The organism is Streptomyces yamdrokensis (assembly GCF_053890455.1).
Genome location: NZ_CM132679.1, coordinates 2,954,588 through 2,980,918, shown reverse-complemented (window position 1 = coordinate 2,980,918; position 26,331 = coordinate 2,954,588). Strand labels below are relative to the sequence as shown.

34 protein-coding genes and 1 other RNA gene are annotated in these 26,331 nt (G+C 70.8%); 14 read left to right on the top strand and 21 right to left on the bottom strand.

Annotated features, from left to right (window positions below):
* Positions 1–12: 12 nt before the first annotated feature.
* From ACWZEH_RS12885 to ACWZEH_RS12805, 17 genes are all read right to left on the bottom strand, one after another.
* Complete coding sequence (locus ACWZEH_RS12885) at positions 13–573, bottom strand: WhiB family transcriptional regulator (protein WP_456198232.1); 561 nt, start codon at positions 571–573, stop codon at positions 13–15.
* 44 nt (positions 574–617) lie between these two features.
* A complete protein-coding gene (locus ACWZEH_RS12880) occupies positions 618–1,301 on the bottom strand; it encodes a zinc finger domain-containing protein (RefSeq protein ID WP_456198230.1) in 684 nt (227 codons plus the stop codon).
* Entirely contained in the window at positions 1,298–2,200 is a 903-nt protein-coding gene (locus tag ACWZEH_RS12875) for a hypothetical protein (protein ID WP_456198228.1), read from the bottom strand. The genes ACWZEH_RS12880 and ACWZEH_RS12875 overlap by 4 nt, the downstream gene beginning before the upstream one ends.
* Positions 2,201–2,289: 89 nt before the next feature.
* A complete protein-coding gene (locus ACWZEH_RS12870) occupies positions 2,290–2,727 on the bottom strand; it encodes a hypothetical protein (protein WP_456198227.1) in 438 nt (145 codons plus the stop codon).
* A gap of 38 nt (positions 2,728–2,765) precedes the next feature.
* Positions 2,766–3,140 (bottom strand): VVA0879 family protein, encoded by a 375-nt coding sequence (locus ACWZEH_RS12865; RefSeq protein WP_456198226.1) that lies wholly within the window; start codon positions 3,138–3,140, stop codon positions 2,766–2,768.
* Positions 3,137–3,436 carry a hypothetical protein gene (locus ACWZEH_RS12860; RefSeq protein ID WP_456198225.1) on the bottom strand — a complete coding sequence of 100 codons (300 nt, stop codon included), beginning with the start codon at positions 3,434–3,436 and terminating at the stop codon, positions 3,137–3,139. The genes ACWZEH_RS12865 and ACWZEH_RS12860 overlap by 4 nt, the downstream gene beginning before the upstream one ends.
* The gene (locus ACWZEH_RS12855) at positions 3,433–3,882 is read right to left on the bottom strand and encodes a hypothetical protein (RefSeq protein ID WP_456198223.1); all 450 of its coding nucleotides are present in this window, start codon (positions 3,880–3,882) and stop codon (positions 3,433–3,435) included. Before ACWZEH_RS12855 ends, ACWZEH_RS12860 begins: the two co-directional genes overlap by 4 nt.
* Positions 3,879–4,379 (bottom strand): hypothetical protein, encoded by a 501-nt coding sequence (locus tag ACWZEH_RS12850; protein WP_456198221.1) that lies wholly within the window; start codon positions 4,377–4,379, stop codon positions 3,879–3,881. The genes ACWZEH_RS12855 and ACWZEH_RS12850 overlap by 4 nt, the downstream gene beginning before the upstream one ends.
* Complete coding sequence (locus ACWZEH_RS12845; protein WP_456198220.1) at positions 4,372–4,611, bottom strand: hypothetical protein; 240 nt, start codon at positions 4,609–4,611, stop codon at positions 4,372–4,374. The genes ACWZEH_RS12850 and ACWZEH_RS12845 overlap by 8 nt, the downstream gene beginning before the upstream one ends.
* Complete coding sequence (locus ACWZEH_RS12840) at positions 4,608–5,399, bottom strand: ERF family protein (RefSeq protein ID WP_456198219.1); 792 nt, start codon at positions 5,397–5,399, stop codon at positions 4,608–4,610. The genes ACWZEH_RS12845 and ACWZEH_RS12840 overlap by 4 nt, the downstream gene beginning before the upstream one ends.
* A gap of 1 nt (position 5,400) precedes the next feature.
* Positions 5,401–6,435: a YqaJ viral recombinase family nuclease gene (locus ACWZEH_RS12835; RefSeq protein ID WP_456198217.1), complete on the bottom strand. Its 1,035-nt coding sequence runs from the start codon at positions 6,433–6,435 to the stop codon at positions 5,401–5,403.
* On the bottom strand, positions 6,432–6,815 hold the full coding sequence (locus ACWZEH_RS12830) for a hypothetical protein (protein WP_456198215.1): 384 nt from the start codon (positions 6,813–6,815) through the stop codon (positions 6,432–6,434). Before ACWZEH_RS12830 ends, ACWZEH_RS12835 begins: the two co-directional genes overlap by 4 nt.
* Complete coding sequence (locus tag ACWZEH_RS12825; RefSeq protein WP_456198213.1) at positions 6,812–7,063, bottom strand: hypothetical protein; 252 nt, start codon at positions 7,061–7,063, stop codon at positions 6,812–6,814. The genes ACWZEH_RS12830 and ACWZEH_RS12825 overlap by 4 nt, the downstream gene beginning before the upstream one ends.
* Positions 7,060–7,293, bottom strand: coding sequence for a hypothetical protein (locus tag ACWZEH_RS12820; protein WP_456198212.1), 234 nt, complete (start codon positions 7,291–7,293; stop codon positions 7,060–7,062). The genes ACWZEH_RS12825 and ACWZEH_RS12820 overlap by 4 nt, the downstream gene beginning before the upstream one ends.
* Positions 7,290–7,955, bottom strand: a complete 666-nt coding sequence (locus ACWZEH_RS12815; RefSeq protein ID WP_456198210.1) for a hypothetical protein — start codon at positions 7,953–7,955, stop codon at positions 7,290–7,292. The genes ACWZEH_RS12820 and ACWZEH_RS12815 overlap by 4 nt, the downstream gene beginning before the upstream one ends.
* A complete protein-coding gene (locus ACWZEH_RS12810) occupies positions 7,952–8,332 on the bottom strand; it encodes a DUF6197 family protein (protein ID WP_456198208.1) in 381 nt (126 codons plus the stop codon). The genes ACWZEH_RS12815 and ACWZEH_RS12810 overlap by 4 nt, the downstream gene beginning before the upstream one ends.
* Before the next feature lie 148 nt (positions 8,333–8,480).
* Positions 8,481–8,759, bottom strand: a complete 279-nt coding sequence (locus tag ACWZEH_RS12805) for a hypothetical protein (protein WP_456198206.1) — start codon at positions 8,757–8,759, stop codon at positions 8,481–8,483.
* Positions 8,760–9,295: 536 nt separating this feature from the next.
* Between ACWZEH_RS12805 and ACWZEH_RS12800 the strand changes: the two genes are divergently transcribed.
* Positions 9,296–9,697: a hypothetical protein gene (locus ACWZEH_RS12800; protein WP_456198205.1), complete on the top strand. Its 402-nt coding sequence runs from the start codon at positions 9,296–9,298 to the stop codon at positions 9,695–9,697.
* Between the two features lie 165 nt (positions 9,698–9,862).
* Positions 9,863–10,081 carry a hypothetical protein gene (locus ACWZEH_RS12795; RefSeq protein ID WP_456198203.1) on the top strand — a complete coding sequence of 73 codons (219 nt, stop codon included), beginning with the start codon at positions 9,863–9,865 and terminating at the stop codon, positions 10,079–10,081.
* A gap of 129 nt (positions 10,082–10,210) precedes the next feature.
* Here ACWZEH_RS12795 and ACWZEH_RS12790 read toward each other — a convergent pair whose 3' ends face one another.
* Complete coding sequence (locus ACWZEH_RS12790) at positions 10,211–11,146, bottom strand: tyrosine-type recombinase/integrase (RefSeq protein WP_456198202.1); 936 nt, start codon at positions 11,144–11,146, stop codon at positions 10,211–10,213.
* 99 nt (positions 11,147–11,245) lie between these two features.
* Here ACWZEH_RS12790 and ACWZEH_RS12785 point away from each other — a divergent pair, with 99 nt between their 5' ends.
* The 4 genes from ACWZEH_RS12785 to ACWZEH_RS12770 all read left to right on the top strand — a co-directional run bounded on the left by ACWZEH_RS12785 (position 11,246) and on the right by ACWZEH_RS12770 (position 16,831).
* Complete coding sequence (locus tag ACWZEH_RS12785; RefSeq protein ID WP_456198201.1) at positions 11,246–12,940, top strand: serine/threonine-protein kinase; 1,695 nt, start codon at positions 11,246–11,248, stop codon at positions 12,938–12,940.
* Positions 12,941–13,081: 141 nt separating this feature from the next.
* Positions 13,082–14,332: a serine/threonine-protein kinase gene (locus ACWZEH_RS12780; RefSeq protein ID WP_456198199.1), complete on the top strand. Its 1,251-nt coding sequence runs from the start codon at positions 13,082–13,084 to the stop codon at positions 14,330–14,332.
* Between the two features lie 405 nt (positions 14,333–14,737).
* A complete protein-coding gene (gene prfB / locus ACWZEH_RS12775) occupies positions 14,738–15,844 on the top strand; it encodes a peptide chain release factor 2 (protein ID WP_456198198.1) in 1,107 nt (368 codons plus the stop codon).
* A gap of 309 nt (positions 15,845–16,153) precedes the next feature.
* Complete coding sequence (locus ACWZEH_RS12770; RefSeq protein ID WP_456198197.1) at positions 16,154–16,831, top strand: LPXTG cell wall anchor domain-containing protein; 678 nt, start codon at positions 16,154–16,156, stop codon at positions 16,829–16,831.
* A 114-nt stretch (positions 16,832–16,945) separates the two neighbouring features.
* On the opposite strand, the gene ACWZEH_RS12765 is transcribed toward ACWZEH_RS12770, so the two are convergent.
* Positions 16,946–17,137: a hypothetical protein gene (locus ACWZEH_RS12765; RefSeq protein WP_042173206.1), complete on the bottom strand. Its 192-nt coding sequence runs from the start codon at positions 17,135–17,137 to the stop codon at positions 16,946–16,948.
* Positions 17,138–17,430: 293 nt separating this feature from the next.
* Here ACWZEH_RS12765 and ftsE point away from each other — a divergent pair, with 293 nt between their 5' ends.
* From ftsE to ssrA, 5 genes are all read left to right on the top strand, one after another.
* Positions 17,431–18,120: a cell division ATP-binding protein FtsE gene (gene ftsE / locus ACWZEH_RS12760; RefSeq protein WP_456198194.1), complete on the top strand. Its 690-nt coding sequence runs from the start codon at positions 17,431–17,433 to the stop codon at positions 18,118–18,120.
* A gap of 29 nt (positions 18,121–18,149) precedes the next feature.
* The gene (ftsX, locus tag ACWZEH_RS12755) at positions 18,150–19,067 is read left to right on the top strand and encodes a permease-like cell division protein FtsX (RefSeq protein WP_042173211.1); all 918 of its coding nucleotides are present in this window, start codon (positions 18,150–18,152) and stop codon (positions 19,065–19,067) included.
* Positions 19,068–19,134: 67 nt separating this feature from the next.
* Complete coding sequence (locus tag ACWZEH_RS12750) at positions 19,135–20,298, top strand: S41 family peptidase (protein ID WP_456198192.1); 1,164 nt, start codon at positions 19,135–19,137, stop codon at positions 20,296–20,298.
* 71 nt (positions 20,299–20,369) lie between these two features.
* The gene (gene smpB / locus ACWZEH_RS12745) at positions 20,370–20,849 is read left to right on the top strand and encodes an SsrA-binding protein SmpB (protein WP_456198190.1); all 480 of its coding nucleotides are present in this window, start codon (positions 20,370–20,372) and stop codon (positions 20,847–20,849) included.
* 153 nt (positions 20,850–21,002) lie between these two features.
* Positions 21,003–21,405, top strand: a transfer-messenger RNA (tmRNA) gene (gene ssrA / locus ACWZEH_RS12740).
* Between the two features lie 93 nt (positions 21,406–21,498).
* On the opposite strand, the gene ACWZEH_RS12735 is transcribed toward ssrA, so the two are convergent.
* Complete coding sequence (locus ACWZEH_RS12735; RefSeq protein WP_456198188.1) at positions 21,499–22,506, bottom strand: LacI family DNA-binding transcriptional regulator; 1,008 nt, start codon at positions 22,504–22,506, stop codon at positions 21,499–21,501.
* A 551-nt stretch (positions 22,507–23,057) separates the two neighbouring features.
* On the opposite strand from ACWZEH_RS12735, the gene ACWZEH_RS12730 reads away from it, so the two are divergent.
* Together ACWZEH_RS12730 and ACWZEH_RS12725 are read left to right on the top strand one after the other, a co-directional pair.
* Positions 23,058–23,381 (top strand): DUF4158 domain-containing protein, encoded by a 324-nt coding sequence (locus ACWZEH_RS12730; RefSeq protein WP_456198186.1) that lies wholly within the window; start codon positions 23,058–23,060, stop codon positions 23,379–23,381.
* 12 nt (positions 23,382–23,393) lie between these two features.
* Positions 23,394–24,602 (top strand): MFS transporter, encoded by a 1,209-nt coding sequence (locus ACWZEH_RS12725; RefSeq protein ID WP_384016903.1) that lies wholly within the window; start codon positions 23,394–23,396, stop codon positions 24,600–24,602.
* A 41-nt stretch (positions 24,603–24,643) separates the two neighbouring features.
* Here the strand turns inward: ACWZEH_RS12725 and ACWZEH_RS12720 are convergent, their stop codons facing one another.
* The gene (locus ACWZEH_RS12720) at positions 24,644–25,081 is read right to left on the bottom strand and encodes a hypothetical protein (protein WP_456198184.1); all 438 of its coding nucleotides are present in this window, start codon (positions 25,079–25,081) and stop codon (positions 24,644–24,646) included.
* A 289-nt stretch (positions 25,082–25,370) separates the two neighbouring features.
* Between ACWZEH_RS12720 and ACWZEH_RS12715 the strand changes: the two genes are divergently transcribed.
* Entirely contained in the window at positions 25,371–26,267 is an 897-nt protein-coding gene (locus ACWZEH_RS12715; RefSeq protein ID WP_456198183.1) for a recombinase family protein, read from the top strand.
* The last annotated feature ends 64 nt before the right edge of the window (positions 26,268–26,331 follow it).

Genomic DNA, 26,331 nt, shown 5'->3' with positions numbered 1-26,331 from the left:
GGTGGTGGTGGGTCAGGAAGCGACGGCAAGGCCGCGTGTGCCCGCTGGAGCACCCCGCAGCGTCACGGCCGCCCCAGGGGACCCCGAGCCGCTACGAGGCCGCTCACGCCCCCGCGGCGCCCGCGCGCGACGCGACCTAGCCGACTGCTCCCGCACCGCCGCCAAGCAACCCGCACACGCGTCCTCCCCCAACCGGCGGTGAACCTCGTAACCGCGAACCGACCCCCCCTTCGCATGCTCAACCTCCAGCTGCTCCCGCCGGCGCTTCTCCACCAGCGAGGCATGTGCGTCCCGGCACGGCTCGCACGGCGGCTCTCCGTCACGCACGTGCATCCGGTGGCCGCGCTCCGTCCCGCAGTGCGTCGGCACCGCGGTCATGTCCACCCCGCCCCACACCCCCCACCGCTGATCCGACTCCAGCGCGTAGAGGCGGCAGGCGAGCAGCAGGAGGCAGCCGCCGCACTGGCGGGCGGCGTAGCGGCGGTCGAGGGCGAAGTCGCTGAACCAGGGGTCGGGGTCGAGGCGGCAGGGCAGGCCGGCCGTCGTGGCGGTGAGGTCGTGAAGGCTGGTCACGGGGCCCTCCGGGGGGTTGGTCGTGGGGCGGTTGGCAGGGCTGATCAGGCGGTGGCGGGTTGGCCCGGCTGCGTGACGAGGTCGGTGCGGCTGGGGTGGGGTTCGCTGAGGCGCTTGCTGCGGTGCTCGCCGTTGGGCCGGGTCTGCTTGGCTCGGCAGGGTTCGCCTGCGGGGGCGTTGCACCAGGGGCAGGCGACGGTGAGGGGGTCGGGTTGTCCGCTACGGGCGAGGCGTTCGCGTTCGGCGCGCACGGGGCGGTGTGCGGAGAGGGCGTCGGCGACGGTGCGGGGCACGTAGGTGCCGAGGGCCTGGAGGCGGCGCTTGGCTTCTGCGGCGGCGGGGCCCGCGGTGATGGCGCGGACTTCGGCGGGCTGCTGCTGGCCGAGGACGACGGCCTGCCGCTGCTTGCGCAGGGCCTCGAGGTAGCCGGGTACGTCGTCGGGGTCGAGGCCCGGGTGGGTGTGCGGTTCGAACGTGCCGATGTCGCGGTTCATCCGCTCGCGGACGACGGTCTGCCAACGGGAGGCGATGTCGGACGGCTTGATGGGGAACGGGGACTGTGCGTAGTGCTGGCCGACGGCGTGCATGGCGAAGTCGGCGGGGACGTCGGCGAGAACACCGGCCCAGAGGGCGGCGAGGCCGGCGAGTTCCTTGCGGTCCTCGGGCAGTAGGCGGGGGTCTGCGTAGGAGACCTGCTTGAGGAGCTGGGGGATTTGGTCGGGGGTCATCGGAAGTCGCCTCCGGCTCGGAGTTGTTCGGTGAGGTCGTCGAGGTAGTCGCGTGCTGCATTGCGGCGGGCGGCGGCGGGGCTGGGTACGGGTTCGGGCGCGGGGCGGAGGGTGGGGAGCCGGGTGACGCCGTCGGGGGCCGCTGCGGGGGCTGGGGGGAGGTCGCGCCAGCCGGAGAGGAAGTAGCGGCCGTAGGAGATGCGGCGCTGTCCGCATTGGTCGACGGCGTAGCGGGCGAGGCGTTCGGTGCCGTGGCTTTTTATGAGGGCGTGGATGATCAGCCACTCGGTGGAGGCGAGGTTCCAGCGGATGGTGTCGTAGCCGGCGAGGCTGATGGTGTCGACGAGGGGTCGGGCGAAGTCGGGGATGCCGACGGCGGGGGCGGTGTCGGGCTCGCGGTCTGGCTTGCTTTCACTCCTGGTAGGAGTGGTTTGGTTGAGGGGCCCTGATTCCGGGCCCCAAGGGGCCTCGATTCCGGGCCCCCCCGGCCCTGATTCCGGGCCCCTAGCGTTTTCGCTACCGGCCCTGATTCCGGTCCCCTGCTCGACGTTAGGGGCCTCGATTCCGGGCCCCTGCTTCTTGGTTACCGGCCCTGATTCCGGGCCCCTAGAGCCGGGGGCGGGACGCACGTAGTCGACGGCGAACGGCAGTCGGTACGTCGCGGGACGGCTCCCGACGGCCGGTTCGACCTCCACCAGTTCGCCCGACTTGAGCGCCTTGTCGACCGCGTTCTGCACGACGGATCGGGAGGTGTTCAGCCGGGACCGGAACTCGGTGGTCCCCATGCGGGTCGTGCACTTGGCGTCGGTCACCTTGTCCGCGACCGCAAGCAACACCATGCGAACGTTCCCGGTGGTCTGGGAGTGGTTCCACACCCAGTGCATGGCGTCGATGGTCAACGGGGGCCTTCTCTCGGTTCGTGGTGCGGTAGGTCGCCCGGGGCGGAGGTTGTGCGGCGCCCCGCCCCGGGGCTGGGCGGGCGGAAGGGTCAGCGGACGTACTCGTCGCGGCGCGCCTGCTCCTGGCGGCGCCGGTGGGCCTTCAGCTCGTCCTCGGACGGCTTGCTGCGGGTGATGTCCAGCAGGGCGGCGTCCGGGCGCTGCGGGCCCTCCCCGACCTCGTCGAGCGTCCCGTCGATCTGCCGGCCCCTCCACATGGCGCGCTTCGCGTCCGCGAGGGCGGCGACGTCCTCGTCGGAGCGGGCGACCTCGCAGGAGGTGACGCGGACTTTGACCTGCGGGTCCTTGTCCTCGCCCTCGGCGTGCCCGGTGTAGGACTTCGAGGTGAGTTCGACGATGGCGTAGACGACCTTGCCGGGCTTCTCGAAGAGGCCGCGGCGCATGTCGCGGGTCATGGACGCTTCGATGGCGGCGGCGGCCGAGTCGAGCTTGACCTCGGGGACGTCCGCGGGGCTGAGCTTCGGCATGGGGTTCCTTCCGGTTCGGTGGTGCTCGGGCGTGGGGGTCAGGCGCTCGGGGCGAGGGGGAAGGCGTGCATGCTGCGGCCGTCCGGGAGCGTGATGGTCCAGGGGCCGCCGAAGAGGCCGTAGGCGACCCAGTCGCAGCCACGGCCGGTGTAGGTGCCGCGGCCCTTCTCCAGGACGCCGAGGGTGCGGCCGATGCACTCCTGACCGACGACGTCCGAGGCGATGACGTCCGCGCCGGTGTGGTGCTTGCGCGGCTTCTCGACGAGCGCCTCGCGGAAGTCCCCGCCGGTGGCGACGTCACCGCACGAGGGGCAGACGAACGCCCAGTTGATCGGGTCCTTCCCGAAGCGCTCGGTGGCCTCGGCGACCAACTCGGCCTGGGTGAGCTTGCGGTGTGCGGTCGTGGTGGTCATGTGGTCGGTCCGTTCTCGTGGTGGTCAACCGCGGCCTGTGCGGCGCGGTAGGTGTAGAAGCTCGAGCGGCGCTTGCCGCTCGCGATGGCACGGGCGTCGTGGACACGGGAGTCGTTCAGCGGGCTCGGCGTCGTCCACGCGCCCTCGGGGAGGCCGGGTCCCGGCTCCGGTTTCGGCAGCCCCCGCGTGGCCCACGGACTGTGGGCGTCGCACTTCCAGCCGGTGACGTAGAAGTGGACCTCTCCGTCGTGGTCGTCGCGGGGGATGTCGCACGGCTCCGGGACCCGGCTGTTCACGCCGACTGCCCGAAGATGGCGGCGTACAGGCTGTCGACCTTCCGTTCCTGCGCCCGGTCCTCGCGGTCGGAGTGGTGGCCCGGCTTCACGCAGCCGTCCCGGCCGCAGGACGGCAGGGCGTACCCCTCCGGGTCCCGGCCGGTGGCGATGCGGTACGCGATCCGGTAGGCGCTCAGGTTGCGGCCACCGTGGCGGAGCGAGGGAGAACCGTTGTGGTCGCGGTAGCCGGTCCACTCCATGTGGCCGTCGTCCAGCGGTCGCACCCGACGCCAGAACAGGTCTTCCGGGGTGGCTGCCGGCTTCACGCCTCTCTTGGCCTTGGGCAGGCCGAGCGCAGTGCGGGCAGGGGCTACGGTCTTGTTCCGGTCGACGCCGAGCTGGCGGGCGATCGCGGTGTCCGAGTACCCGGCGTGCAGCAGCTCGGCGACGTCGGCACGGACGTTCATGACGTCACCGCCCTGTACCCGAGCGGGTCCTCACCGGGGGCCAGGCCGCGGACGACGAGGACGAGTTGCCCGCCCTTCACGACCTTGCCGAGCCGCATGTCCGGGCCGACGACCCGCGTGTGGTCGTCGTCCTCGAGCACCCCGGCGTCCACCAGCCCGTCCACGGCGGCCTTGAACGAGCCGTACCAGTTGGCGGGGTCGCGGCGGCGGCCGTACGTCGACGGGTTCAGCACGCCGAGGATGTGCGCGCGCTGGAACAGCGGGCCCGATCCCGCGTCGGCGAGCGCGTCCATGAGCGCCGGGCACTCGGACACGGCCTCCATCGCGGCGGCCCGGATCTTCTTCGTCAGCCGGGCGCGGGCCTTCTCGTGGATGCGCTGGTTGGCGTTGATCAGGTCGAGGCCGGCGGGGAGTTCGATGACGAACGGGGCGTCGGGCCGGGGCCCGGCCACCGCGGGGGTGGCCGGACGCTCCGGGGCGAACAAGGTGTCAGCCACGGGGCACCGCCGTCGGCGTGACCGTGCGGCACGTCCAGCAAGTACGGGTCCGGTCCGCGTTGAACGCGTGCAGCGTCACCCGGTCCTCGGCCGGGCAGTACCCCCAGTCGTCGACCTCGGTCGGGCGCATCAGCTCGGCGAGGGTCACCGGCTCCTCGGCGACGCGCGGGCGGTGCTTCCCGGCGGGGGCGATGATCTGCCGCACGAAGCGGCGAGCACGACGCAGTCTCACGACTCACCACCCGCCGCGCGCTCCTTGCCGATCCGCACGACCATCGCGCCGATCTGCTCCTCTTCCCCGACCTCGTTCGTCACGAGCGCCCCCAGCTGACGGGTCGTGCCCAGCTCGTGATGGATCTGCCGCAGCCGCCCCGCGCTCGTGTGCGGGTTGCAGATCTCGTCCAGGTAGGTCGCCGCCGGCCGGATCGGCGTCTCTCCGCGTTCGATGCGCGTCGAGTCCGGGTCCGGGTCGTGGGTCGGCGTGATCCCGCCCGTGAGGAGCAGCACGCGCTGTGCCACAGACTGGGCCTTGGCGGTGCCCTTGTCGGCGGAGTCGAGAGCTTCCCCGCGGGACTTCAGCAGCATCGGCAGGGTGTCGCCCTTGGGGCCCATGACCAGCCAGGAGACGGTCACGGTGCACTCGCGCATCTTGCTGCCCTTGGACGTGGTGGTGTCCCGGTGCTCCGCCTCGATGCCGACGGGGAAGATGTTGATGCCGTGCTTGAGCGTGACGGGGCCGAAGGTGTTGACGACGGTGTCGACACCGCGGAAGTTGAAGCGGGTGCCGCCGCCGTTGTACTGCTCGCGCTTGGCGATGGCGCGGACTTCCTTCCGGACGCGGAGCCACGCGATGTGGACCGGGACCATCTCCGGGTCGTCGTCGCCGGGCTCGTAGTCGGCCATCGGGTCCGGCGCCGGGGCGTACTCCTCGGGCGCCTGGCCGTCGGCCATCTCGTCGAGGAGCTCGTCAGTCTTCAGCGTCCGGCCGGCGGCCGCGGCTGCGTTCTCTCGCAGGCCCATGTCAGAAGTCCCCCTTGTACTGCGGTGCGATGGAGATGCGTTCGGTCGGGTTGGGCTTCACGCACGCCCCGTAGGCGTCGGGCCAGCGCTCGGAGAGGAGCTCCAGGTCGACCTTCGGGGCAGCGTTGGAGGGCTCCAGGGAGTAGGCGCGCTCCCCAGCGATCAGGGCTTCTTGCGCGTCGTCGAGAGCGGCGATCATGCGGGCCTTCGCCGCGTTCTTCGCCTTCTTCGCGGCCGACTCAGCGCGCTGGTGGCGGTTGTAGTCGGCGAGCGCGTCGAGGGCGTCCTCGTGGCGGGCGATGTCCACCGACCCGGAGCGGGTCGGGTGCAGGCGGCGGAACAGCTTCGTCAGCGCCTCGCCGTCCCCGGACGGCTCCGGCGGCACCTGCGCTTGGACGTGCTCGGTCCAGAACTTGTCGACGGCGGTGGTGATGTCGTCGATGACATCCGTGTACTGGTCGGCGCGGACCGTGCCCTGGTGGTACTCGTTGCCACCGATCAGGACTGCGAAGTGCATGTGCTCGTAGCCGTTGACGACGATCTGCCACAGCATCTGGGCGAGGACGTCGTCCGGAGCGCCGGCGTGCCACTGCGCGTTCTTGAAGGCGGAGCGGGTCTTGACCTCCAGCGCGCACGGGGTGCGGTTCTCGGTGAGGGGGCACTCGGTGACGCGTCGGTCGAGGGTGGTCATCCAGTGCGGGTGGGTCTCGTGGGCGACGAGGCCGACGCGGCGGATGACGGAGCGGTTGCGCATGGCCCAGTGGCGGGCGACGGGCTCTTCGTGGACGTTGCCCCAGAAGGCGGCTTCGCCGGCGTCGTCGACGTCGTGGCCGAGCTTGTCGTGCCACACCTTCAGGGGCGGGTTCTTCTCGACGAGCCCGAGGAGGGCGGGGACGTCGCTGGAGCCGATGCCTGCGCGGCGGGCGGCGAGCCAGTCGGCGCGGTCGGCGTCGGCGGGGAGGACGAGCCGGCCGGTCGGTGTGACCCGCCGGCCGGCGGCCGGGACCTGAGTCCCGGCCTGCACGGTCGTCGTCATGCGGCAGCACCTCCCGCGCGGCGCTGCTCCGGGACCACGACGGGCGCCGGGGGCACGGCGGCGCGGAGCCGGTCGGCGAGCCGGGCCAGGGCCTGCTCGCGGACGGGCACCTCGTAGCCGATCAGGTCAGCGAGCCGCTCGATGCGCAGCGCCTCGGGCTCCCACCCGTCGTGGCCGCGTGCCTCGGCCCGGTCCTCGGCGATCTCGTGGAGGAGGTCGAGGAGGTCGGGGTCGTCGGCGAGGGTCTCGATGACGTGGGTGAAGTACGCCTCCAGGTCGAGGAGGACGCCGTCGGGGATGCGGCGGGTGTAGAGGGGCATGGGGCCGGTGATGGCGGGGCGCCGGGTGAGGCGGTGCCACAGGAGCCGCAGGCGGTTCATGAGCGGCGGTCCTTCCTGTACTTGAGGGTGTAGAAGCGGCCGTCCACTGGCCCGTGCTGGATCAGGTGGCCGCGGCGGGCCAGCTCGGCCAGGTCCCGGCGGGCGGTGGTGCGGCACGGGGCCTGACCGGTCAGCCGGCGCAGGTCCTGCACGCGGCCGGTGGCCGACCGGCCGCCCCAGGTGCGGATGGTGTCGAGGAGCTGCGCGAGCCGGGCCTCACGGCTGGACGCAGCGGTGCGGGTGCTCATCGCGTGGCCTCCCTGGCATCGAGGTGCCAGGCCAGGACCATCAGCCACGCGGCCAGCCGGAGCCGGGTGCGGGCGGCGGCCCGGGTGGTGGCGGCCTTGGCCTTGTTCCACGGCACGTGCGGCATGTGGAGGTCGAGGTGTGCGGCGTAGATGGCGGCGGTGTAGAGGGGGAGTGCGCTGAGGCCGATGACGGCGGCGCCCAGCCACTCGCCGGTGGTCGCGGCGTTCACTCGTCACCGTCCTGGTCGTACTCGGAGTCCAGCTCCAGGGCCGTGACGATGTAGCCCGTGACGGACTCCTCGTTCTGCCCGGCGGTGACCACCAGCTCGGCGACGCGATCCTCGTCGTCCTCGATCCAGTCGAAGGCGAGGTTGGTCCCCGTCGACCAGGAGCGGCGCTCCGTCGCCTCGCAGTGCGCACGGGCGGCGGCCTCGGTGCCGTAGTGGCCGAGGGTGATCCCGGAGTCCGGGTGTTCGGCGCGGTAGACGGTGGTCGGCGCGGCCTCCAGCTCGGCGACGCGGGCCTCCAGCCCCATCACCTTCAGCCGCGCCGAGTTCCGCTGATCCCGGGTCTCCTCCAGCGTGTCCCGCAGACCGCACGCGATCTGGAACAGGGCCCGCTCGGTGTCCGAAGCGAAGGTGCGCGGCGGCTGTGCGTACTGCTCGAGCCGCACCTCGGCCGGGGTGACGTTGTCCTGCGGCACCCGGTGCACCTCGTCCAACCGGACCCGCAGCGCGTCCGCGTAGGTGACGACGTTCTCCAGGACGAGACGCAGGTCGTCCTTCGCCATCCGGGCGCCCAGCGCGGTGCGGGCGAGGTCGAGCATCGTGCGGGACTGCGGAGCCGCACCGGTCACGGCGCGCTGCTCGGGCGTCATCGGCGTCTCGCTCATGCCGCCACCTCGTTCGCGTCCGCCGCGCCCTCGAGCACCGCAACCGCAGACTCCGCCGTCCGCGACTCCAGGTCACCCCACGCGTCGACGTGCGCCTCCAGGTCGAAGACCCCGCCGAACAGCGGGCCCTCCCCGTCGACCTCCAACCGCAGCGCCAACACGGCGATCGCCTCGTCCGCCAGCAACGACGTCCGGTGCGGGTCACCCGACACCGCGCACTTCAGCGCAGCCACGATCGACATCGGCCGCAGGAAGTGCGGCACGCACATCTCTCGGTCGAAGACGTCCGGGACGAAGTCGCCCTTGCACAGGCCGTTCGACGCGATCAGCCGAGCCGCCGCACGGAACACGCCGGGGACGGTCGTCGGCCGAGCCAACGGCGACTCATGCAGGGCCAAAACCCTGCTACTGCTCTGCAACAATGTGCCCATCGGGGCCTCTCTTTCGGATCTTGTAGGGGCGCCGAGTCGTGGGGTCGCTCAGGCCGGCAAGTCGGAGCGGCCCTTCGGCGCGTCTGGGGGTGGGTCAGGCGGCGGTCGGCTTGCCGGCCTTCGCACGGCGGGCCGCAGCGGACTTCAGGGCCATCGACGAGAAGTGCGCCTTCCGCAGGTGCGCGGCCACGCGGGCGATCTGCTCGGGCGTCGCGCCCGGGTGCATCTCGCGGGCCTGCTTCTCAAAGCGGTCGTTCGCCGCGGCTCGCGCCTTCGCCGTCCTCGACTGCGGGTCGAGCGTGTTCGCCCACGAGGTGTGCACGGCGATGCGAGCCCGGAGCGAGCGCTCCTCGGGGTTCAGTTCCGTCGGCACCGGATGCCTCCTTGCCTGTCAGGGGGTTCTCGTCCATGTCCATGGACATGGACACAGGGTGGAAAAGAGCGCGTGGGGGGAGGTGGTAGGCGTGTGCCACCCTCCGCGCCTCGGCGTCCGTCAGTGTTGGCCGGTCCTCATCTATGAGGGCCTGCACCTTGCTCTTGCTGAGCCCTATGACGGCGGCGAGTTCGCGGACGCTCGCCGGCTCGTCGTCGCGGTGGTCATCGAGCAACCTCCGCAGCAGGTCACCGGCATGCAGTCGGTAGCGGTCGTCCACGTTTCTCCGTTCGCGTCCACGTTTCTGGACACGAGAAGCATCGCACTTAGTACAGCGCTTGTCCAGTTTCCTGGACAAGCGGATGTCCACGCCGAAGGTAAGGAGTGCGCCAAAGACGGCAGGCCCGGTAGCTATGCCCAACAGCAACCGTGGACAATGGTGTCCACGGTTGAGGGTTGCCTAACCGCCCGAAACCCTGGGGTGTTGCCGGTGAGGCAACCGCGATGGTGTGGACACTTGGCAGGAAGAGGCACGAATGCCGGAACAGGACGATGCGCTGACACGCCTCGTGCAGCAGCACGTGGGCCGAGGCAAGCGCCTCACGTTCCGGGCTTTCGAAGAGCAGGCCGTTGACCCACGCACCGGTCGCCGCATCGGCAAGTCCACCGCCCAGAACGTGACTCGCGGCCACCAGATCAAGGTCACCCCCGAAGTGCTGCGCGCCATCGCTGCCGGCATCGACGTGGACATCAGTCTTGTGCGCGCAGCTGCGATTCGTCAGTACATCGGAATCGAGGTGACTGACCCGTATGGCGCGGAGTCCGGCGCTGACGACGCCGTGGTCCGCGTAGCGCACGAAGTGGGCGCAAGTGCGGCCGAGTTGGAGCGGGCGAGGCGGGTTCTGGACAACCCATCCGGAGAGCGTGACCCGGAGTAGCCGCCCCGGCCTGCGGTTTTCCATGCCCCTCTGGTTTAACTTCGGCCATTCAGGTCACTCCCTGAGTAAGCATGTTCCGCGTACAGTGATCGCACCTCGTGCAGATCGAATGCATGTGCGAACGGTGCTGCCTGCCCACGCACGTGCGTGGGAAGTGGGGGTCGAGTGAAAGCACCAGAGGTGACGGTCTACGCCGCCGATCTCGGCGGCAGAGCACCAGCCGCACTGAGGGACTCAGTAGAAGAATTCCGCCTGGCGATCGACTTCAGCCGCCCGCCCGAGGAGATAGCAGCCAGTCTGACGCTGCTCTTCCAGGAGAGCGTCGACACCCGCCGCTGGATGCGGCGACAGGGTCCCGACGCAGATGAAGGGGCGGACCTCTAGGTTCGCCCCCTACGCACTACTTGAGACGGTCGCCTGGGCTCAGGTCCCGGTGCTGCTGTCGGCCCGTTCCTCGCCTGCGGACGCGCCGCACCACGACAGTACCTACCGGGACCGCCCTCTGACATCGCCCTACAGCCGGTCTCCGGGGCTCAACTTCCGGTGCTGCTCCCGCGCCCGCTCGGCGCCGGCCGACCGCGCATACCGGTCCACCATGCTGCGCGACTTCCACCCCGTGATCCGCATCAGGTCCGTCTCGTTGCCGCCGGCCGCCAGCCACATGTGCGCGAACGTGTGACGGAACTGGTGCGGGTGGATCCTTCCGAGCCCAGCCGCCTCCGACCGTCGCGCCAACAACTTCCCCGCACCGGACACGGTGAGCGGCATCTTCGTCTTCTGCCCGATCCACAAGTGTTCCACCGTCTTGCCGTACGAGTGGCGGGCGCGGACACGGAGGTAGCGGTCAACGGCCTGAGCGGTCTTCGTGCCGAACGGGACGGCCCGGCCGCGGCGGCCCTTGCCCATGACGTGGAGAACCTGGGTGTCGAGATCGACGTCATCCAGGCTGCGGTTCACCACCTCGGCGAGCCGGACGCCGGAGTCGAGCCACAGGAGGATCATGGCCCGGTCGCGGACCTCGGGGAACTCCTTACCCTGGATGCTCTTCAGCAGGGTCTGGAGCTGGTCGGTACTGAGGACGGGTACCTCTGGGTCCTCCACGGCCGGGGCCGACACGCCTTCGGCGGGGGAGCGGGCGATCTCCTCCTCGGCGACCATCCACTTCAGCCACTGCTGCACGCCGAGGAATCGGGAGCGTGCCGAGGATGCTGAGGTGCGGGCGATCTCGTGGACGATGAAGGCCTGGACGTGGGAGCGCGTGATGTCGGCGACGTCGTCCACGGCCGGCACCGGATCGTGGTCGGAGTCCTCGGCGGGTGGCGCCGGGTTGATGAGATAGTCAGCAAACAGATTCGCGGAACGGAGGTATGACCTGATGGTCTCGGCGCTTTTGTTGTTGGAGCGGAGTGACAGCTCCCACGAGCGGATGAGTAGCGCGAAGGGGTTCATGCCTCCGGCAACTTATCTGCCCTATGAGCGCTGTACAACCCGTTCGGCAAAGTTTGTAGGGTCAAAACAGCAGGTCATCGAACTGATTGGGGATACGGCGTGCGGCCGGTAGGCAGCAAGTACCTGCTCGAGGAGCCGATCGGACGCGGCGCCACGGGCACCGTCTGGCGAGCCCGCCAGCGGGAGACCGCGGGGGTCGAGGCGGCAGTGCCCGGTCAGCCGGGAGAGACCGTCGCGATCAAGGTCCTCAAGGAGGAGCTCGCGAACGACGCGGACGTCGTGATGCGTTTCCTGCGGGAACGCTCCGTCCTGCTCAGACTGACCCACCCCAACATCGTCCGGGTTCGCGACCTGGTCGTCGAGGGCGATCTGCTGGCGCTGGTCATGGACCTCGTCGAGGGCCCCGACCTGCACCGTTACCTGCGCGAGAACGGCCCCTTCACGCCCGCCGCCGCCGCTCTCATGACCGCTCAGATCGCCGACGCCCTCGCCGCCAGCCACGCCGACGGCGTGGTGCACCGCGACCTGAAGCCCGCCAACGTGCTGCTCAGGCAGGGCGGTGGCGAACTGCACCCGATGCTGACCGACTTCGGCATCGCCCGGCTGGCCGACTCCCCGGGGCTGACCCGCACCCACGAGTTCGTCGGCACGCCCGCGTACATCGCGCCGGAGTCCGCCGAGGGCCGCCCGCAGACCTCAGCCGTCGACATCTACGGCGCCGGCATCCTGCTGTACGAGCTGGTCACCGGCCGCCCGCCGTTCTCCGGAGGCTCCGCCCTGGAGGTGCTGCACCAGCACCTGAGCGCCGAACCGCGCCGCCCCTCCACGGTCCCTGACCCGCTCTGGACGGTCATGGAGCGCTGCCTCAGCAAGAACCCCGAGCGGCGGCCCAGCGCCGAGAACCTCGCGCGCGGCCTGCGGGTCGTCGCCGACGGCATCGGCGTACACGTGAACTCCGCGCAGATCTCCGCCGCCGAGAACGTCGGCGTGCTCCTCATGCCCGACCCGGCGCCCGCCCCCGTGCCCGGCACCCCCGGCGCGCCCGGTTTCGCCGACCCGACGCAGGTGCTGCCGCACACCCAGGGCGCGTACGACCCCAACGGCGCGACCAGCGTCCTGCCGCAGACCGGCCCCAACGCCGGAGCGGGCGGTCCCTCCGGCGCCGCCGACCCGACCGCCGTCATGCCCCCGGTACCGCCCGGCCCGCCGGGACAGGGCGGCCAGGGGCAGCCCGGCCCCGACGACCCGCATCCCTGGCAGAACCAGATGCGCGCGGCCCGCGACCGCAACGAGCAGACCCAGGTCCAGTACGTCGACCCGGGTGAGGACCCGCTGCGCCGCCGTCCCCAGCGGCAGGTCGCCCGGCCTCAGCAGCCGCACCAGCAACCGCAGCGCCGCCCGCAGCCCGGCCCCGGCCGGCCGCAGCCGTACCAGCAGGCACAGCAGCCGCAGCAGCCGCAGCAGTACGCCCCGCCCCCGCCCCCGCGGCCCCAGCGGTCGCGACAGCCGGAGCCGCAGCGGTACACCCCGCCGCCGGAGCCGCGACGCCCCGCGCGCGAGCCCCGGCAGCGCGGCGCCAACCCGATGCGCATCCCCGGTCTCGGCTGTCTGAAGGGCTGCCTGTTCACGATCGTCATCCTGTTCGTCGCGAGCTGGCTGATCTGGGAGCTGAGCCCGCTGCAGGACTGGATCGGCAGCGGCAAGGGCTACTGGGACCAGCTCACCGACTGGTTCGACAACACGGTGGACTGGTTCCAGGACCTGGGCGGTTCCGGGTCCGACCTGCCGCAGTAGCCCGGCGCCGCCGGGGGCTCGGGGCGCGTCCGGCCGGTCTGCCGATTTGTCGACACCCGGCGGGTGATTTCCGGATCCCCGGTGAAGGTTGGCTTCCGGTGCGCGTAGCTTTGGCGGCAACACGCGTCGGTAGGAGCAGCCTTGGCACGGAAGATCGGCAGCCGGTACACCGCCCACCAGGTCCTCGGCCGGGGCAGCGCCGGCACGGTGTGGCTCGGCGAGGGGCCGGAGGGGCCCGTCGCCATCAAGCTGCTGCGCGAGGACCTCTCCTCGGACCAGGAACTCGTCGGACGCTTCGTGCAGGAGCGGACGGCGCTGCTCGGTCTGGAGCACCCGCACGTCGTCGCGGTGCGCGACCTGGTGGTGGACGGCAACGATCTCGCGCTGGTCATGGACCTGGTCCGCGGTACGGATCTGCGCACCCGTCTCGACCGCGAGCGCAGGCTCGCCCCGGAGGCCGCCGTGGCGATCGTCGCCGACGTCGCGGACGGCCTGGCGGCGGCGCACGCGGCGGGGGTCGTGCACCGGGACGTCAAGCCGGAGAACGTCCTGCTGGACATGCAGGGCCCGCTCGGCCCCGGCGGCTCGCACCGCGCGCTGCTGACCGACTTCGGGGTGGCCAAGCTCATCGACACCCCGCGCCGCACCCGCGCCACGAAGATCATCGGGACGCCGGACTACCTGGCTCCGGAGATCGTGGAGGGCCTGCCGCCGCGCGCGGCGGTCGACATCTACGCCCTCGCCACGGTCCTGTACGAGCTGCTCGCGGGCTTCACGCCGTTCGGCGGCGGACATCCCGGAGCGGTGCTCCGCCGCCATGTCACCGAGTCGGTCGTCCCGCTCCCCGGCATCCCCGACGAGCTGTGGCAACTGCTCGTGCAGTGCCTGGCCAAGGCGCCGGCCTCGCGGCTGCGGGCCTCGGAGCTCGGGGCACGGCTGCGGGAGCTGCTGCCCCTGCTGGACGGTATGCCGCCGCTGGACGTGGACGAGCCGGGCACCGAGCCGGCGGAGCGGGAGGGCGAGGACACCCGGCCCCCCGGTCCGGCACCGGCCGCCGGGGAGCCCGCGCGGCGGCGCGGCGCCGTTCCGCTGGTGCCGGGCGCGAAACCGGCCGATTCCAACCGGGACACCCACACGTCGATGCGGGTGCCGGCCCCGGACGAGCTGGCCGGAGGCGCCCGCGGCACGGCCCGCGCGCCCCGCGCCAGCGGGGCCCGCCGCCCCGGCTCGGCCCGCAACCGCGCGATCGCCCGGCGGCGCCGGCTGACCCTGGCCGCGCTGGCGGTGGCCCTGCTGGCCGCCGTCGGCGCGGGCACCTGGCTGGCCACCTCGGACGAGGAGCCCGGAGCCGACCCGCGCGACTCGAACAACTCGGCCCCCGCCACGCCGTGACCTCCCCGCTTCCGCACGGAACTCCTGACACCGGCTGACCGCTCCGCCGCCTCCGGGGCCGGCCGCCTCCGGGGCCGGCTGCCCCGCTGCCCTTGTCCGGCCCGCCGCCCGGGGGGGCGATCGCTCTCGCCGTCCCGGGGCCGGCGCTCTCTCGGGAGTACCCGGCTGCTTCTTGGCGGCCCGTCGCCGTCGGAGGCGGGCTTCCGGCGGCAGCCGACTGCCCTGCACCCTGCCCCTGCCCCCTGTCCGGCCCTGCCTCCCGGGGCGATCGTCCTCGCCCCCTGACGCCCGTCCCGACACCCCGCCCCACCCTCACCCCCGGCGTGACCAGCACCGACGCCGCCGACAGGACCGCCGACCGGGCGTCCGGCATGGGGCGCCCGGGCGAGCCGTTACGCTGGGGGTGTGGCAGTCGTCGATGTTTCCGAAGAGCTCAAGTCCCTCTCCTCGACCATGGAGTCGATCGAGGCCGTTCTGGACCTCGACAAGCTGAGGGCAGACGTCGCCGTGCTCGAGGAGCAGGCGGCCGCCCCCTCCCTGTGGGACGACCCGGATGCGGCGCAGAAGATCACCAGCAAGCTCTCCCACCTCCAGGCCGAGGTCAGGAAGGCGGAGACGCTGCGCGGGCGGATCGACGATCTCGCCGTGCTCTTCGAGATGGCCGAGGAGGAGGACGACCCGGACACCCGCGCGGAGGCCGAGTCCGAGCTGACCAACGTCCGCAAGGCGCTCGACGAGATGGAGGTCCGTACCCTCCTGTCCGGCGAGTACGACGCGCGTGAGGCGCTCGTCAACATCCGCGCGGAGGCCGGTGGCGTCGACGCCGCGGACTTCGCGGAGAAGCTCCAGCGCATGTACCTGCGCTGGGCCGAGCAGCACGGCTACAGGACCGAGATCTACGAGACGTCGTACGCGGAGGAGGCCGGCATCAAGTCGACCACCTTCGCCGTGCAGGTGCCGTACGCCTACGGCACCCTCTCGGTCGAGCAGGGCACCCACCGGCTGGTGCGCATCTCGCCCTTCGACAACCAGGGCCGGCGACAGACCTCGTTCGCGGGCGTGGAGGTGCTGCCCGTCGTCGAGCAGACCGACCACGTCGAGATCGACGAGTCCGAGCTGCGGGTGGACGTGTACCGGTCCTCCGGGCCCGGCGGCCAGGGCGTGAACACCACCGACTCCGCGGTGCGGCTGACCCACCTTCCCACCGGCATCGTGGTCTCCTGCCAGAACGAGCGCTCGCAGATCCAGAACAAGGCCACCGCGATGAACGTCCTCCAGGCCAAGCTGCTGGAGCGGCGCCGCCAGGAGGAGCAGGCCAAGATGGACGCCCTCAAGGGCGACGGCGGCAACTCCTGGGGCAACCAGATGCGTTCGTACGTGTTGCACCCCTACCAGATGGTCAAGGACCTGCGCACGGAGCACGAGGTCGGCAACCCCGAGGCCGTGTTCAACGGCGAGATCCAGGGCTTCCTGGAGGCCGGAATTCGCTGGCGCAAGCAGCGGGAGAAGTAACCCCGCGCGCGAACAGCGCTTTGTCGACAAGGCAACTGCCGCCTCCATGGCGGCAGTTGCCTTTTGTGTGTCGGGGTCGTCAGGGTTTTACATCACAATTACAGCTTCAACTCTCGGCAAAGTGCCTTTACTTGGACATCGCGTACGCAACGGCCTTGACGTTCATTTGAAAAGTGGGAAAGGTGAGGCGCGGCATGCGTATCTCTGGGGCGCATGTGAACCGGGGGGCTTGCCTGTGGCAGCCGACCCTGTTGATCACGGCCCCGAGCGCAGCCTTATTGACGATCAGTTTCTGGGGGTAGCACACATATGACGAAGAAGACGCGGATTCGCGTCGCACGCATCGCAGCCGGCGCCGTGGTCGCCGCGGGTGCGTCGCTGATGGTGACGGGTGTCGCCCAGGCCGACGAGGACCCCACCTGCGAGATCGTGGTTACTCCGGAGTGCGAGGAGGAGCCCGGCGAGGAGGAGCCCGGCGAGGAGGAGCCGGGCGGGGAAGAGCCGGGCGGCGAGGAGCCGGGCGGCGAGGAGCCGGGCGGCGAGGAGCCGGGCGGGGAAGAGCCGGGCGGGGAAGAGCCCGGCGGGGAAGAGCCGGGCGGGGAAGAGCCCGGCGGGGAAGAGCCCACCGAGCCGAACGAGCCCGTCGAGCCGAACGAGCCGCCCGCCGAGGACCCGACCACCCCGGGTGGCGGCGGCGACGGTGACGGCAAGGGGAACGGCAACGGCAACGGCAACGGCAACGGCGGCAACGCCGCCGACCCGGCCGGCGGTTCCGGCGCCTCCGCCCAGGCAGAGGGCTCCTCGGCCCTCACCGACACGGGCGACGAGCCCGCCACGTCGGCCCAGGGCAGTGGCAAGGAGCTCGCCGAGACCGGTGCCGCCGAGATGACCTTCCTGGTGATCGGCGCCGCCACGATGATCGCCGGCGGCGTCGGCTTCCGCGTGCTGCCGCGTCTCATGGGCAACCGCTCGGGCGCCGCTGCCTGAAGGTGACGCCGCGCGTACGCACCGTACGCGCGGCAGGGTGGAAGACGAGGGGCCCGGAGCGCATTCGCCGCTCCGGGCCCCTCGTCCGTGCCGTGTGCCGTGTGCCGTGTGCCGTCAGGCGGTCTGGTGGGCGAGCAGCGCCACCGCCGCGACCAGCACCACCAGCAGTGCGATCAGTGCGGTCGGGTTCAGACCCGCGAAGAAGTTCACCTGCTGCAGCCGCTCACGGTTCGCGCGGCACACCGGGCACCGGCCCTCGTTCACGGGTGCGGCGCAGTTGGCGCACACCAGCCGGTCGTACGTCATGCGCTCGCCCTCCTCGTGCCGGTTCCGGTCGGTACAACGCCCGCGACCACGCGAACGTTCCCCTCCCACTGTGCCAGGTTCCACGGGAATCGGCGCGGCCCTCCGTATCCTGTCCGCCCTCGGCCCCGCCCCGCTCCCCGCCGCCCGGCCCTTGCCCGCCTCCGGCGCACCGGACGGGGGTACATCCGGCATATAGCGCGCAAGTGTCGCGCAACCCCGGCCGGTGACTGCGGGCGGCCTTCCGGTTCGCGTAAGGTCACGCACATCTACCCCCGGCGACCCGTGGTGCACCAGTGATCCGATTCGACAACGTCTCCAAGGCCTACCCCAAACAGAACCGTCCAGCCCTCCGGGATGTCACCCTGGAGGTCGAGAAGGGCGAGTTCGTGTTCCTCGTGGGGTCCTCGGGCTCCGGCAAGTCCACCTTCCTGCGGCTGATCCTCCGCGAGGAGCGGGCCAGCCACGGGCAGGTGCACGTCCTGGGCAAGGACCTCGCGCGCGTCTCCAACTGGAAGGTGCCGCAGGTCCGGCGCCAGCTGGGGACGGTCTTCCAGGACTTCCGTCTGCTGCCCAACAAGACGGTCGCCGAGAACGTCGCCTTCGCGCAGGAGGTCATCGGCAAGTCCCGTGGCGAGATCCGCAAGTCCGTGCCGCAGGTGCTCGACCTCGTCGGGCTCGGCGGCAAGGAGGAGCGGATGCCCGGTGAGCTCTCCGGCGGTGAGCAGCAGCGCGTCGCCATCGCGCGGGCCTTCGTCAACCGGCCCAAGCTGCTCATCTGCGACGAGCCCACCGGCAACCTCGACCCGCAGACCTCGGTGGGCATCATGAAGCTGCTCGACCGGATCAACCGGACGGGCACCACCGTGGTGATGGCGACGCACGACCAGAACATCGTGGACCAGATGCGCAAGCGCGTCATCGAGCTGGAGAAGGGCCGCCTCGTCCGTGACCAGGCACGCGGCGTCTACGGCTACCAGCACTGACGAGGAACGGAAAGGCTTAACCCCACGCCATGCGCGCCCAGTTCGTTCTGTCGGAGATCGGTGTCGGTCTCCGCCGCAATCTGACGATGACCTTCGCCGTCGTCGTCTCCGTCGCCCTGTCGCTCGCCCTGTTCGGTGCCTCGCTCCTGATGAGCGACCAGGTCACCAGCATGAAGGGCTACTGGTACGACAAGGTCAACGTCTCCATCTTCCTGTGCAACAAGAGTGACGCCGAGTCCGACCCCAACTGCGCCAAGGGGGCGGTGACCGAGGACCAGAAGGGGCAGATCAAGGGCGACCTGGAGAAGATGTCGGTCGTCGACTCGGTCACCTACGAGTCCCAGGACGCGGCGTACAAGCACTACAAGGAGCAGTTCGGCGACTCCCCGCTGGCCAGCTCCCTCACGCCGGACCAGATGCAGGAGTCGTACCGCATCAAGCTCAAGGACCCGGAGAAGTACGAGGTCGTCGCCACCGCCTTCGACGGGCGGGACGGGGTGCAGTCCGTGCAGGACCAGAAGGGCATCCTGGACAACCTCTTCGGGCTGCTGAACGGCATGAACTGGGCCGCCCGCGCGGTGATGGCCCTCATGCTGGTCGTCGCCCTCATGCTGATCGTCAACACGGTGCGCGTCTCGGCGTTCAGCCGTCGGCGGGAGACCGGGATCATGCGGCTGGTGGGCGCCTCGGGCTTCTACATCCAGGCGCCGTTCATCGCCGAGGCTGCGGTCGCCGGACTCATCGGCGGCACCCTCGCCTGCGGATTCCTGCTGGTGGGCCGGTACTTCATCATCGACAACGGACTGGCGCTGTCGGAGAAGCTGAACCTGATCAACTTCATCGGCTGGGACGCGGTGCTGACGAAGCTTCCGCTGATCCTCGCCACCAGTCTGCTGATGCCGGCCCTGGCCGCTTTCTTCGCGCTGCGCAAGTACCTGAAGGTGTGACTCTTGCCCAGAGGGGCGTACGGGCAACCGGCCGTGCGCCCCTTCGTGCTGTCCTAGACTCACCGGCATGTCAGGTCGTGCCCTGTTCTGCGAGCCCCGTCGGATCCGCCGAGGGGGCGCCCTGACCTTGGTGTTCGCCGGTGTGCTCGTGGCCGGAGCGGCCACCGGCAACCTGCCCGCGCCGGCCGACCGGAAGCCTGCCGCGGGCAGTGCCCCGTCGGCCGCCCCCGTCGGCCGCCACGCCGAGGTCGCCGAGGCGGCCGAGGAGGCCATGGCCGCCGGCACGTCCCCCGTGGAGGCCGCGCGGCGCGCCGTCAGCCGCAGCGGGGACCGGTGGGGCGCCGTCTACTCCCCGGGCGAGTACGAGGAGTTCGAGGACGCCCTCGACGGCAGCTACACCGGCGTCGGCCTGTGGGCCCGGGAACGGTCCGGCCGCATCGAGGTGACCAGGGTGGGCGGCGACACCCCCGCGGCCGACGCCGGCATCCGCGCGGGCGACCGGCTGCGCAGCGTCGACGGCACGACGGTCGACGGGCGGCCCGTCACCGAGGTCGTCTCCTTGTTGCGCGGTGACGACACGGAAGAGTCCGCCGGCACCACCGTCCGCCTCGGCCTGGAGCGCGGCACGCGCGCGTGGAGCGAGACCCTGCGCAGGGCCCGGCTCTCCCGCGACACCGTCACCGTCGACGAACTCCCCGGCGGGGCCACCGTCGTCAAGGTCGGCGCCTTCACCAAGGGATCCGGCGACGAGGTCCGGGCCGCCGTGCACCGGGCCCCGGCCGGCGCGGGCATCGTCCTCGACCTGCGCGGCAACTCCGGCGGCCTGGTCGCCGAGGCGGTCACCGCGGCCTCGGCCTTCCTCGACGGCGGCCTGGTCGCCACGTACGACGTCGAGGGCGAGCAGCGCGCCCTGCACGCCGAGCCCGGCGGCGACACCGTCAGACCCCTGGTCGCGCTCGTCGACGGCGGGACGATGAGCGCGGCCGAACTGCTCACCGGCGCCCTCCAGGACCGCGGACGGGCGGTGGTCGTGGGCTCCCGCACCTTCGGCAAGGGCGCGGTGCAGATGCCCGGCAGGCTGCCCGGCGGTTCGGTCGCCGAACTGACCGTGGGCCACTACCGGACCCCGTCCGGCCGCGGCGTCGACGGCCGGGGCATCACCCCCGACCTGGAGGCCGAGGAGCAGGCCCTCGAGCGGGCGGGCACGGTCCTCGCCGGACTCGGCCGGTAGCGGGGCCGGTGGACGGCTGTCGAAATCGGCTTTCCGCCCACCCCCTCCGTAGTGCCAAAATGGGCGGCACTATGGCTAAGGAAAAAGGGCGCAAGATGATCGCGCAGAACAAGAAGGCGCGGCACGACTACCTCATCATCGACACCTACGAGGCCGGCCTGGTCCTCACCGGGACCGAGGTGAAGTCGCTGCGCCAGGGCAGGGCGTCGCTGGCGGACGGCTTCGTCCAGCTGGACGGCAACGAGGCGTGGCTGCACAACGTGCACGTCCCCGAGTACAGCCAGGGCACCTGGACCAACCACAGCGCGCGGCGCAAGCGCAAGCTGCTGCTGCACCGCGAGGAGATCGACAAGCTGGAGTCCAAGTCCCAGGAGACGGGACACACCATCGTGCCGCTCGCCCTGTACTTCAAGGACGGCCGCGCGAAGGTGGAGATCGCGCTGGCGAAGGGCAAGAAGGAGTACGACAAGCGCCAGACGCTCCGCGAGAAGCAGGACCGGCGCGAGACCGAGCGGGCGATCTCGGCGGTCCGCCGCAAGCAGCGGGCGTAGGACCGGCCCGAGCAGGTCCTGCCCGAGCGGCCCCCGGGCCGGTCCCGGAGGCCTCGGAGCGGCCGCGCGGGAATGCGCTGGCATCGACCCGCGTTGGTCACGTACGATGGGGATCGCACCTCACAGCGGGTGCACACCTTGAGAAATGAACATGGGGATGATCGGTTTCGACAGCGGCTGTCGAAGCAGGGGAAGCGTGTCGAGGAAGCGGCCATGATCTCGTAAACCACAGGCCGAAAAAATAATCGCCAATTCCAAGCGATCCATCTCCCAGGGCGAGCTCGCCCTCGCTGCCTGATCTTCAGGTAGCGAGCAGCGGCTCCCCTACCAAAGGGAGTGTCAGCCCGGGAGTGTTCCCGACCCGGATCCTGGCATCATTTAGGGGACTAAACCTTGATCCCGGTCACGGGGTGAAGAGGGAAAACCAACAGTGACTGAGCCCGTCGGAGACTTGTCCGCGTGATCTCCGGGGCTGAGAAAAGCACAGCGGACTGCACACGGAGAAGCCCTGATTCCGCACCGTTGGACGCGGGTTCGATTCCCGCCATCTCCACTTACCCCATGTGGGCACAGGCCCCGTCGCATCAGCGGCGGGGCCTGTGTCATGCGGCCGTACGAAGAAACCCGGCCGGGCGGCCCGCCGGGCGGGTCAGGACGGGCGCGGGCCCGTGCTGGCACGCTCGGTCAGGAGGGGCGGCAGCAGCGTGGTCTGCGGTACGGGGGCGCCGGACAGCTTCCGTACCAGCAGGTGCACCGCGCGGGTGCCCAGCTCGGCGGACGGCACGGTGACCGAGGTGAGCGGGACACGGGCCGAGGCGGCGGCCGGCGCCGGGCAGACGGCGGTGAGGGAGAGGTCGTCGGGGACGCGTACCCCGAGGTCCGCGAAGGCGTCGATCAGCGGGTCGAGCAGCGGCTCGTTGTGCACCACCACCCCGGTCAGCGCGGGCTGCTCGCGCAGCAGCCGCTCGGCGATCGCGCGGGCCGCGCCCCGGCCCGGTGCGCACGGGTGCACCGCGGAGTCGATCCGGTGCCGGTCCGCCGCGGCGGTGAAGCCCTGCACGAGCCGGCGGGCGAACGCCGTCCGCCGGACGTACACCTCCGGCGGCGAACCGACCAGTGCCACCGTCCGGTGCCCGAGCCGCACCAGATGGTCCACGCACAGCTCACCCGCCGCACCGAAGTCCAGGTCCACACAGGTCAGCCCGTCCGGCTCGGCCGGGACGCCGATCAGTACGGACGGCAGGGTCAGTGCGCGCAGTAACGGCAGCCGGGGATCCTGGAGCTGGACGTCCATCACCACCAGCCCGTCCGCCAGCCCCGTCTCCGCCACCCGCCGGACGCCCTCCACGCCCTCCCCCTGGGTGAGCAGCAGTACGTCGTGGTCGTGGGCGCGGGCGGCGGTGACCACCGACACCGCGAACTGCGTCACCACCGGCACGTGGACGCCGGAACGCATCGGCACCGCCAGCGCCAGTACCCGAGATCCGGCCCCGGCCGCGCCACGGGCACGGGTGTGCGTGCGGTAGCCCAGCTCGTGGGCGGCGGCCTGCACCCGGCGCCGGGTCTCGTCGGAGATCGGCCGCTTGCCGCTGAGCGCGTACGACACCGTGCTGGGGGAGACCCCGGCGCGCCGGGCCACGTCCGTGATCTTCACCATCGGGGGTCCTTCACTGAAACCGGGGGCCGCGGCGGGAGGGGGCGTCGGAGCGAGGGAGCGTCGAAGCGCTTCGACGGGTGAAGGTATGTGCGGGCCGTGGGGCCGTCAATGGGGTGCGCGGGAATCGATGGAGCGGTTCGACGGCCCGAACCGCGGACCGGGCCGAACGGTGCCGAAAGGGCTGAACGGAGGGTCCCCCCTCGGCAGGCGAGAGAAGGAGAGGGGGTCCCAGTAGTTCTCGCCGAAAAAACAACGCTATGCCGTGCAGCGGCTCCTGATCTGGCCTGATTCGAGTCCGAGGAGTGGCCGGATAAGCAGCCGGCTGCGGTGCTCGGTGCGGTGCGGCGCTCGAAGCGGATCAAGGCCGACCCGACCATGGTGAACCTGTGCGATGAGGGACCAGCTCGCGTCACGAGCGCAGGAGAGTAGAGCAACCCCCTTTCTGGCGAGGCCAGTTCGGTGGTTTTCGTCTACCCGCGCTCCCCGGCCGGGTATCGGTGGTCTCCGACTGTGCTGATCGAATGGGGCGGGAGGGGCCGATGGCCACGCGGGTGTTTTCTGATGAGGAGCTGGAGGGCCTACGGTCCTTCCCCGCGATCGGCAAGGACGAGCTGATCCGCTACTTCACGCTCACCTCGGCCGATCAAGCGTTCCTCGGCAAGTTCCGCCGGGCCCAGAACGTACTCGGCGCCGCCGTCCAGCTCTCAACTCTGCCCTGGCTGGGGTTCGTTCCCGACGACGTCCCCTCCGCGCCGCCTGCCGCAGTGGGGCGTCTGGCAAGGCAGCTCGAGTACGTCGTCCTGGCGCACAACCACGAAGAAGCCAGCGACCTCGAAGACCAACTGACCGGCCTCCTGGCCCAGCACGACAGTTAAGGATCACTACGCGTGGCGTACCGCGGCCTGTTCACCAAGCACGTCTCGATCTGGGCCGCCGTCGTCACGGCCAGCCGCCTGCCGGTGGCGATGGCGCCACTCGCCTTCCTCTTCTACGGGCGCGGTACGGACGCCGGTTACAGCGGCGGCGCCGCCATGGCCGCCGCGTACGCCATCGCGGAAGCGATAGGGGCCCCGCTTCTCAGCATGCGCCTGCGCACGCGCCCCTACCGCTGGGAAATCACCGCTGGACTCGGACTGTCCGCCGTCGCCTTCGCCCTGCTCGCTTTCCTGCCCACCCCCGGCACCGTGCTCGCCGTGATCCTCGCCGCGATCGCCGGCGCCGCCGCAGCCGCCGCACCCGGCGCACTGCGCACCATGGCCGAGGACCTCGCACCCAAAAAGCGCCTCCACGCCGCCCTCAGCCTGGAATCCACGCTCAACATGGCTGCCTGGGCCGCCTCACCGGCCCTGGTGTCCTTACTCGCGCTCCAGTCCGCCCCGCAGACGCCGTTCCTCCTCGCCGCGCTCACCACGTGCGCCGCCACCGCCGCGCTGTGGCTGCTGCCCGACAAGACCGGCGCCACGGACGACGGACAGCGCGCCCCGCTCAAACAAGCCCTGACGGCCTGGCCCGTCTACCTGACCAGCATCGCCGCCATGTACCTGTTGGCCAGCATCGAACTGACCCTGCCCGCACTGCTCCAGCACCGGGAGCTGCCCGTCACCTACAGCGGCCCGATCCTCACCGGCTTCGCCCTCGCGAGCATCCTCGGCGGCCTCGTGTACGGCGCGCGAACCTGGCCCGGCAGCGTGCAACGTCAGAGCACCCTTCTGCTCGTCATCATGATCGCGGGCGTCGCCGCCACCGCACTCGCCTCCACCTGGACCGTGATCGCCGCTCTCCTCGCTCTCACCGGTCTCCTGCAGGCAGCCGTACTGATCACCCGTAACCTCACCCTCCGCGAACAACTGCCCGCCGACCTTCACCCCGTCGGCTACTCCGTCCTGTACGCCGGCAGCGGCATCGGCTACGGCCTCAGCGCTGCCGCCACTGGCCTCCTCCTCACCGTCACCACTCCCGACACCGTTATCCTCATCGCCACCGGCACCACGTTCCTGCTGACCGCAGCGACGTGGCTCAGGCGGAGGACCCCAAAGGGCAAGCAGCGGTCTGCGGATATCCAGCGGCAGGACGCCCCTCTCCTTGAGGAAGGGTGAGAGTACGTCCCCAGTCGCGTACAGGCCGAGCGCTGAAGTACCTACGGCCTAACGTGCGCGCCGCTTCCCCGGCTGCTCGTGCCGCTAGTCCAAGAGATCCCCTGGGGAACTTGCGGCCAGGGTTGGGTGGGGAGCGAGCGCACTTTGGGGTTCGGGGCGGCGAGTCGCTGACGGAACTGCCGGTTCTCCAACTGTGCCTGGTGCAGGGCGCCGACCAGGGCTTCGACGTCGGATCGCAGTGCCGTGAGCTCTTTGGCGTCTGCGGCCCGCAGTTCCTTGAGCTTGGTCACTTGGCGGCGCAGTCGTTTCTCGCTGTCCGGCATGGCGCCGCAGGCGCGGACCTTGTCGTGGAAGTCGTTCTTCAGGTCCAGGTGGCGCTGAGTGAGTGCGTTGCGGGGCACCTGGGCTTCCTGGGTGAGAGCCACGATGGTCAAGGCGCCGCCGGAATGTTCAGGGGTGCCGGCCAGGATCCTGTCCATGGCGGCGCGGATGCGGTCGTGTCGCGTTCATCGGGGCGAGGCTCAGGGATCCCGGTGATGCTCCAGGATCAACGCCAAGGAACGATCTCGTTCCCCTGCCGGTGGTGGAGGGTTGTCGGCTTCGCCGGACGAGCGTCCGGCGGGCTGTCACGGGCAGGGGCAGCCGCCCGGGACCCGGAACGGTGTTTCATAGGTGACCGCCCGTGAAACACCCCGCCGCCCGGAGGTCCACCTGCGGTGATCATGTTTCATGAGTTGTTGCAAACGGCTCGACGGAATGAACCGTCACATGAAACAGTCGGCACTCGTGAGCGACGACTTCAAGCGCGTGGAATCGCACTCCTGCCCGATGTCCACCTGTGCCGTGCCGGCGGGCTCGCCGTGCCGGACCGGGAAGGGCAAGGTGGCCATCCAGTACCACACGGCCCGCTTCCGGCTCGTGCCCCAACTCGTCAAGGTGCTTAGCGTCCCGACCCCCGCCGTACGGAAACCCGGCTCGGTGTGGACCAAGCTGCCCCGGCCCGCGGACGCCGACGCCGAGCCGGTCGGACACGTCCGTCTCGGGTACGCCCGCGCCTCCACCGCCCGGCAGTCCTTGGACGCACAGCTGGACTCCCTCGCCGAAGCCGGGGTCGCCCGCATCTTCTCGGAGAAGATCTCCACCCGCGCCACCCAGCGCCCCGAGTTGGAGGCCATCGTCAAGCTCGCCGGGGAGATCCGTTCCTCCGGCGTGCGCGTCACCCTGGTCGTCCACGAACACAAGCGGCTCGGCCGTGGCATCGAACTCGCCATGCTCGCCGAGGAGCTGAAAGCCAGCGACGTCGGCCTGGAGTTCCTCACCGGGGAACTGAAGGGCTCGCACGACCCCTCCGGCATCGTCTTCACCGTGCTGGCCGCCATGTCCGGCATGGAACGCGAGTACATCCGCGACCGCACGCTCGAAGGCCACGAGTCCGCCCGTAAGCGCGGCAAGACCATCGGCGGCGCGGGCGTCACCGACGACTCCATGGTGTCCATGGCCCTCCACCTGCGCGGCCAGGAGATGAGCCTGCGCGACATCGCCAAGAAGCTCGTCATCACCTCGGGCGCGAAGAAGGGACAACACCCCTCACCCGCCACCGTCATGCGCATGCTGCGCGAGCACGACGAGCAGAAGGCCACGGCCCCTCTGGAGCCCACGGCCTGACTTGCGGATCAGTCCTTAGCGTTGTTTTTTCGGCGAGAACTACTGGGCCCCCGAGAGGGGAGAA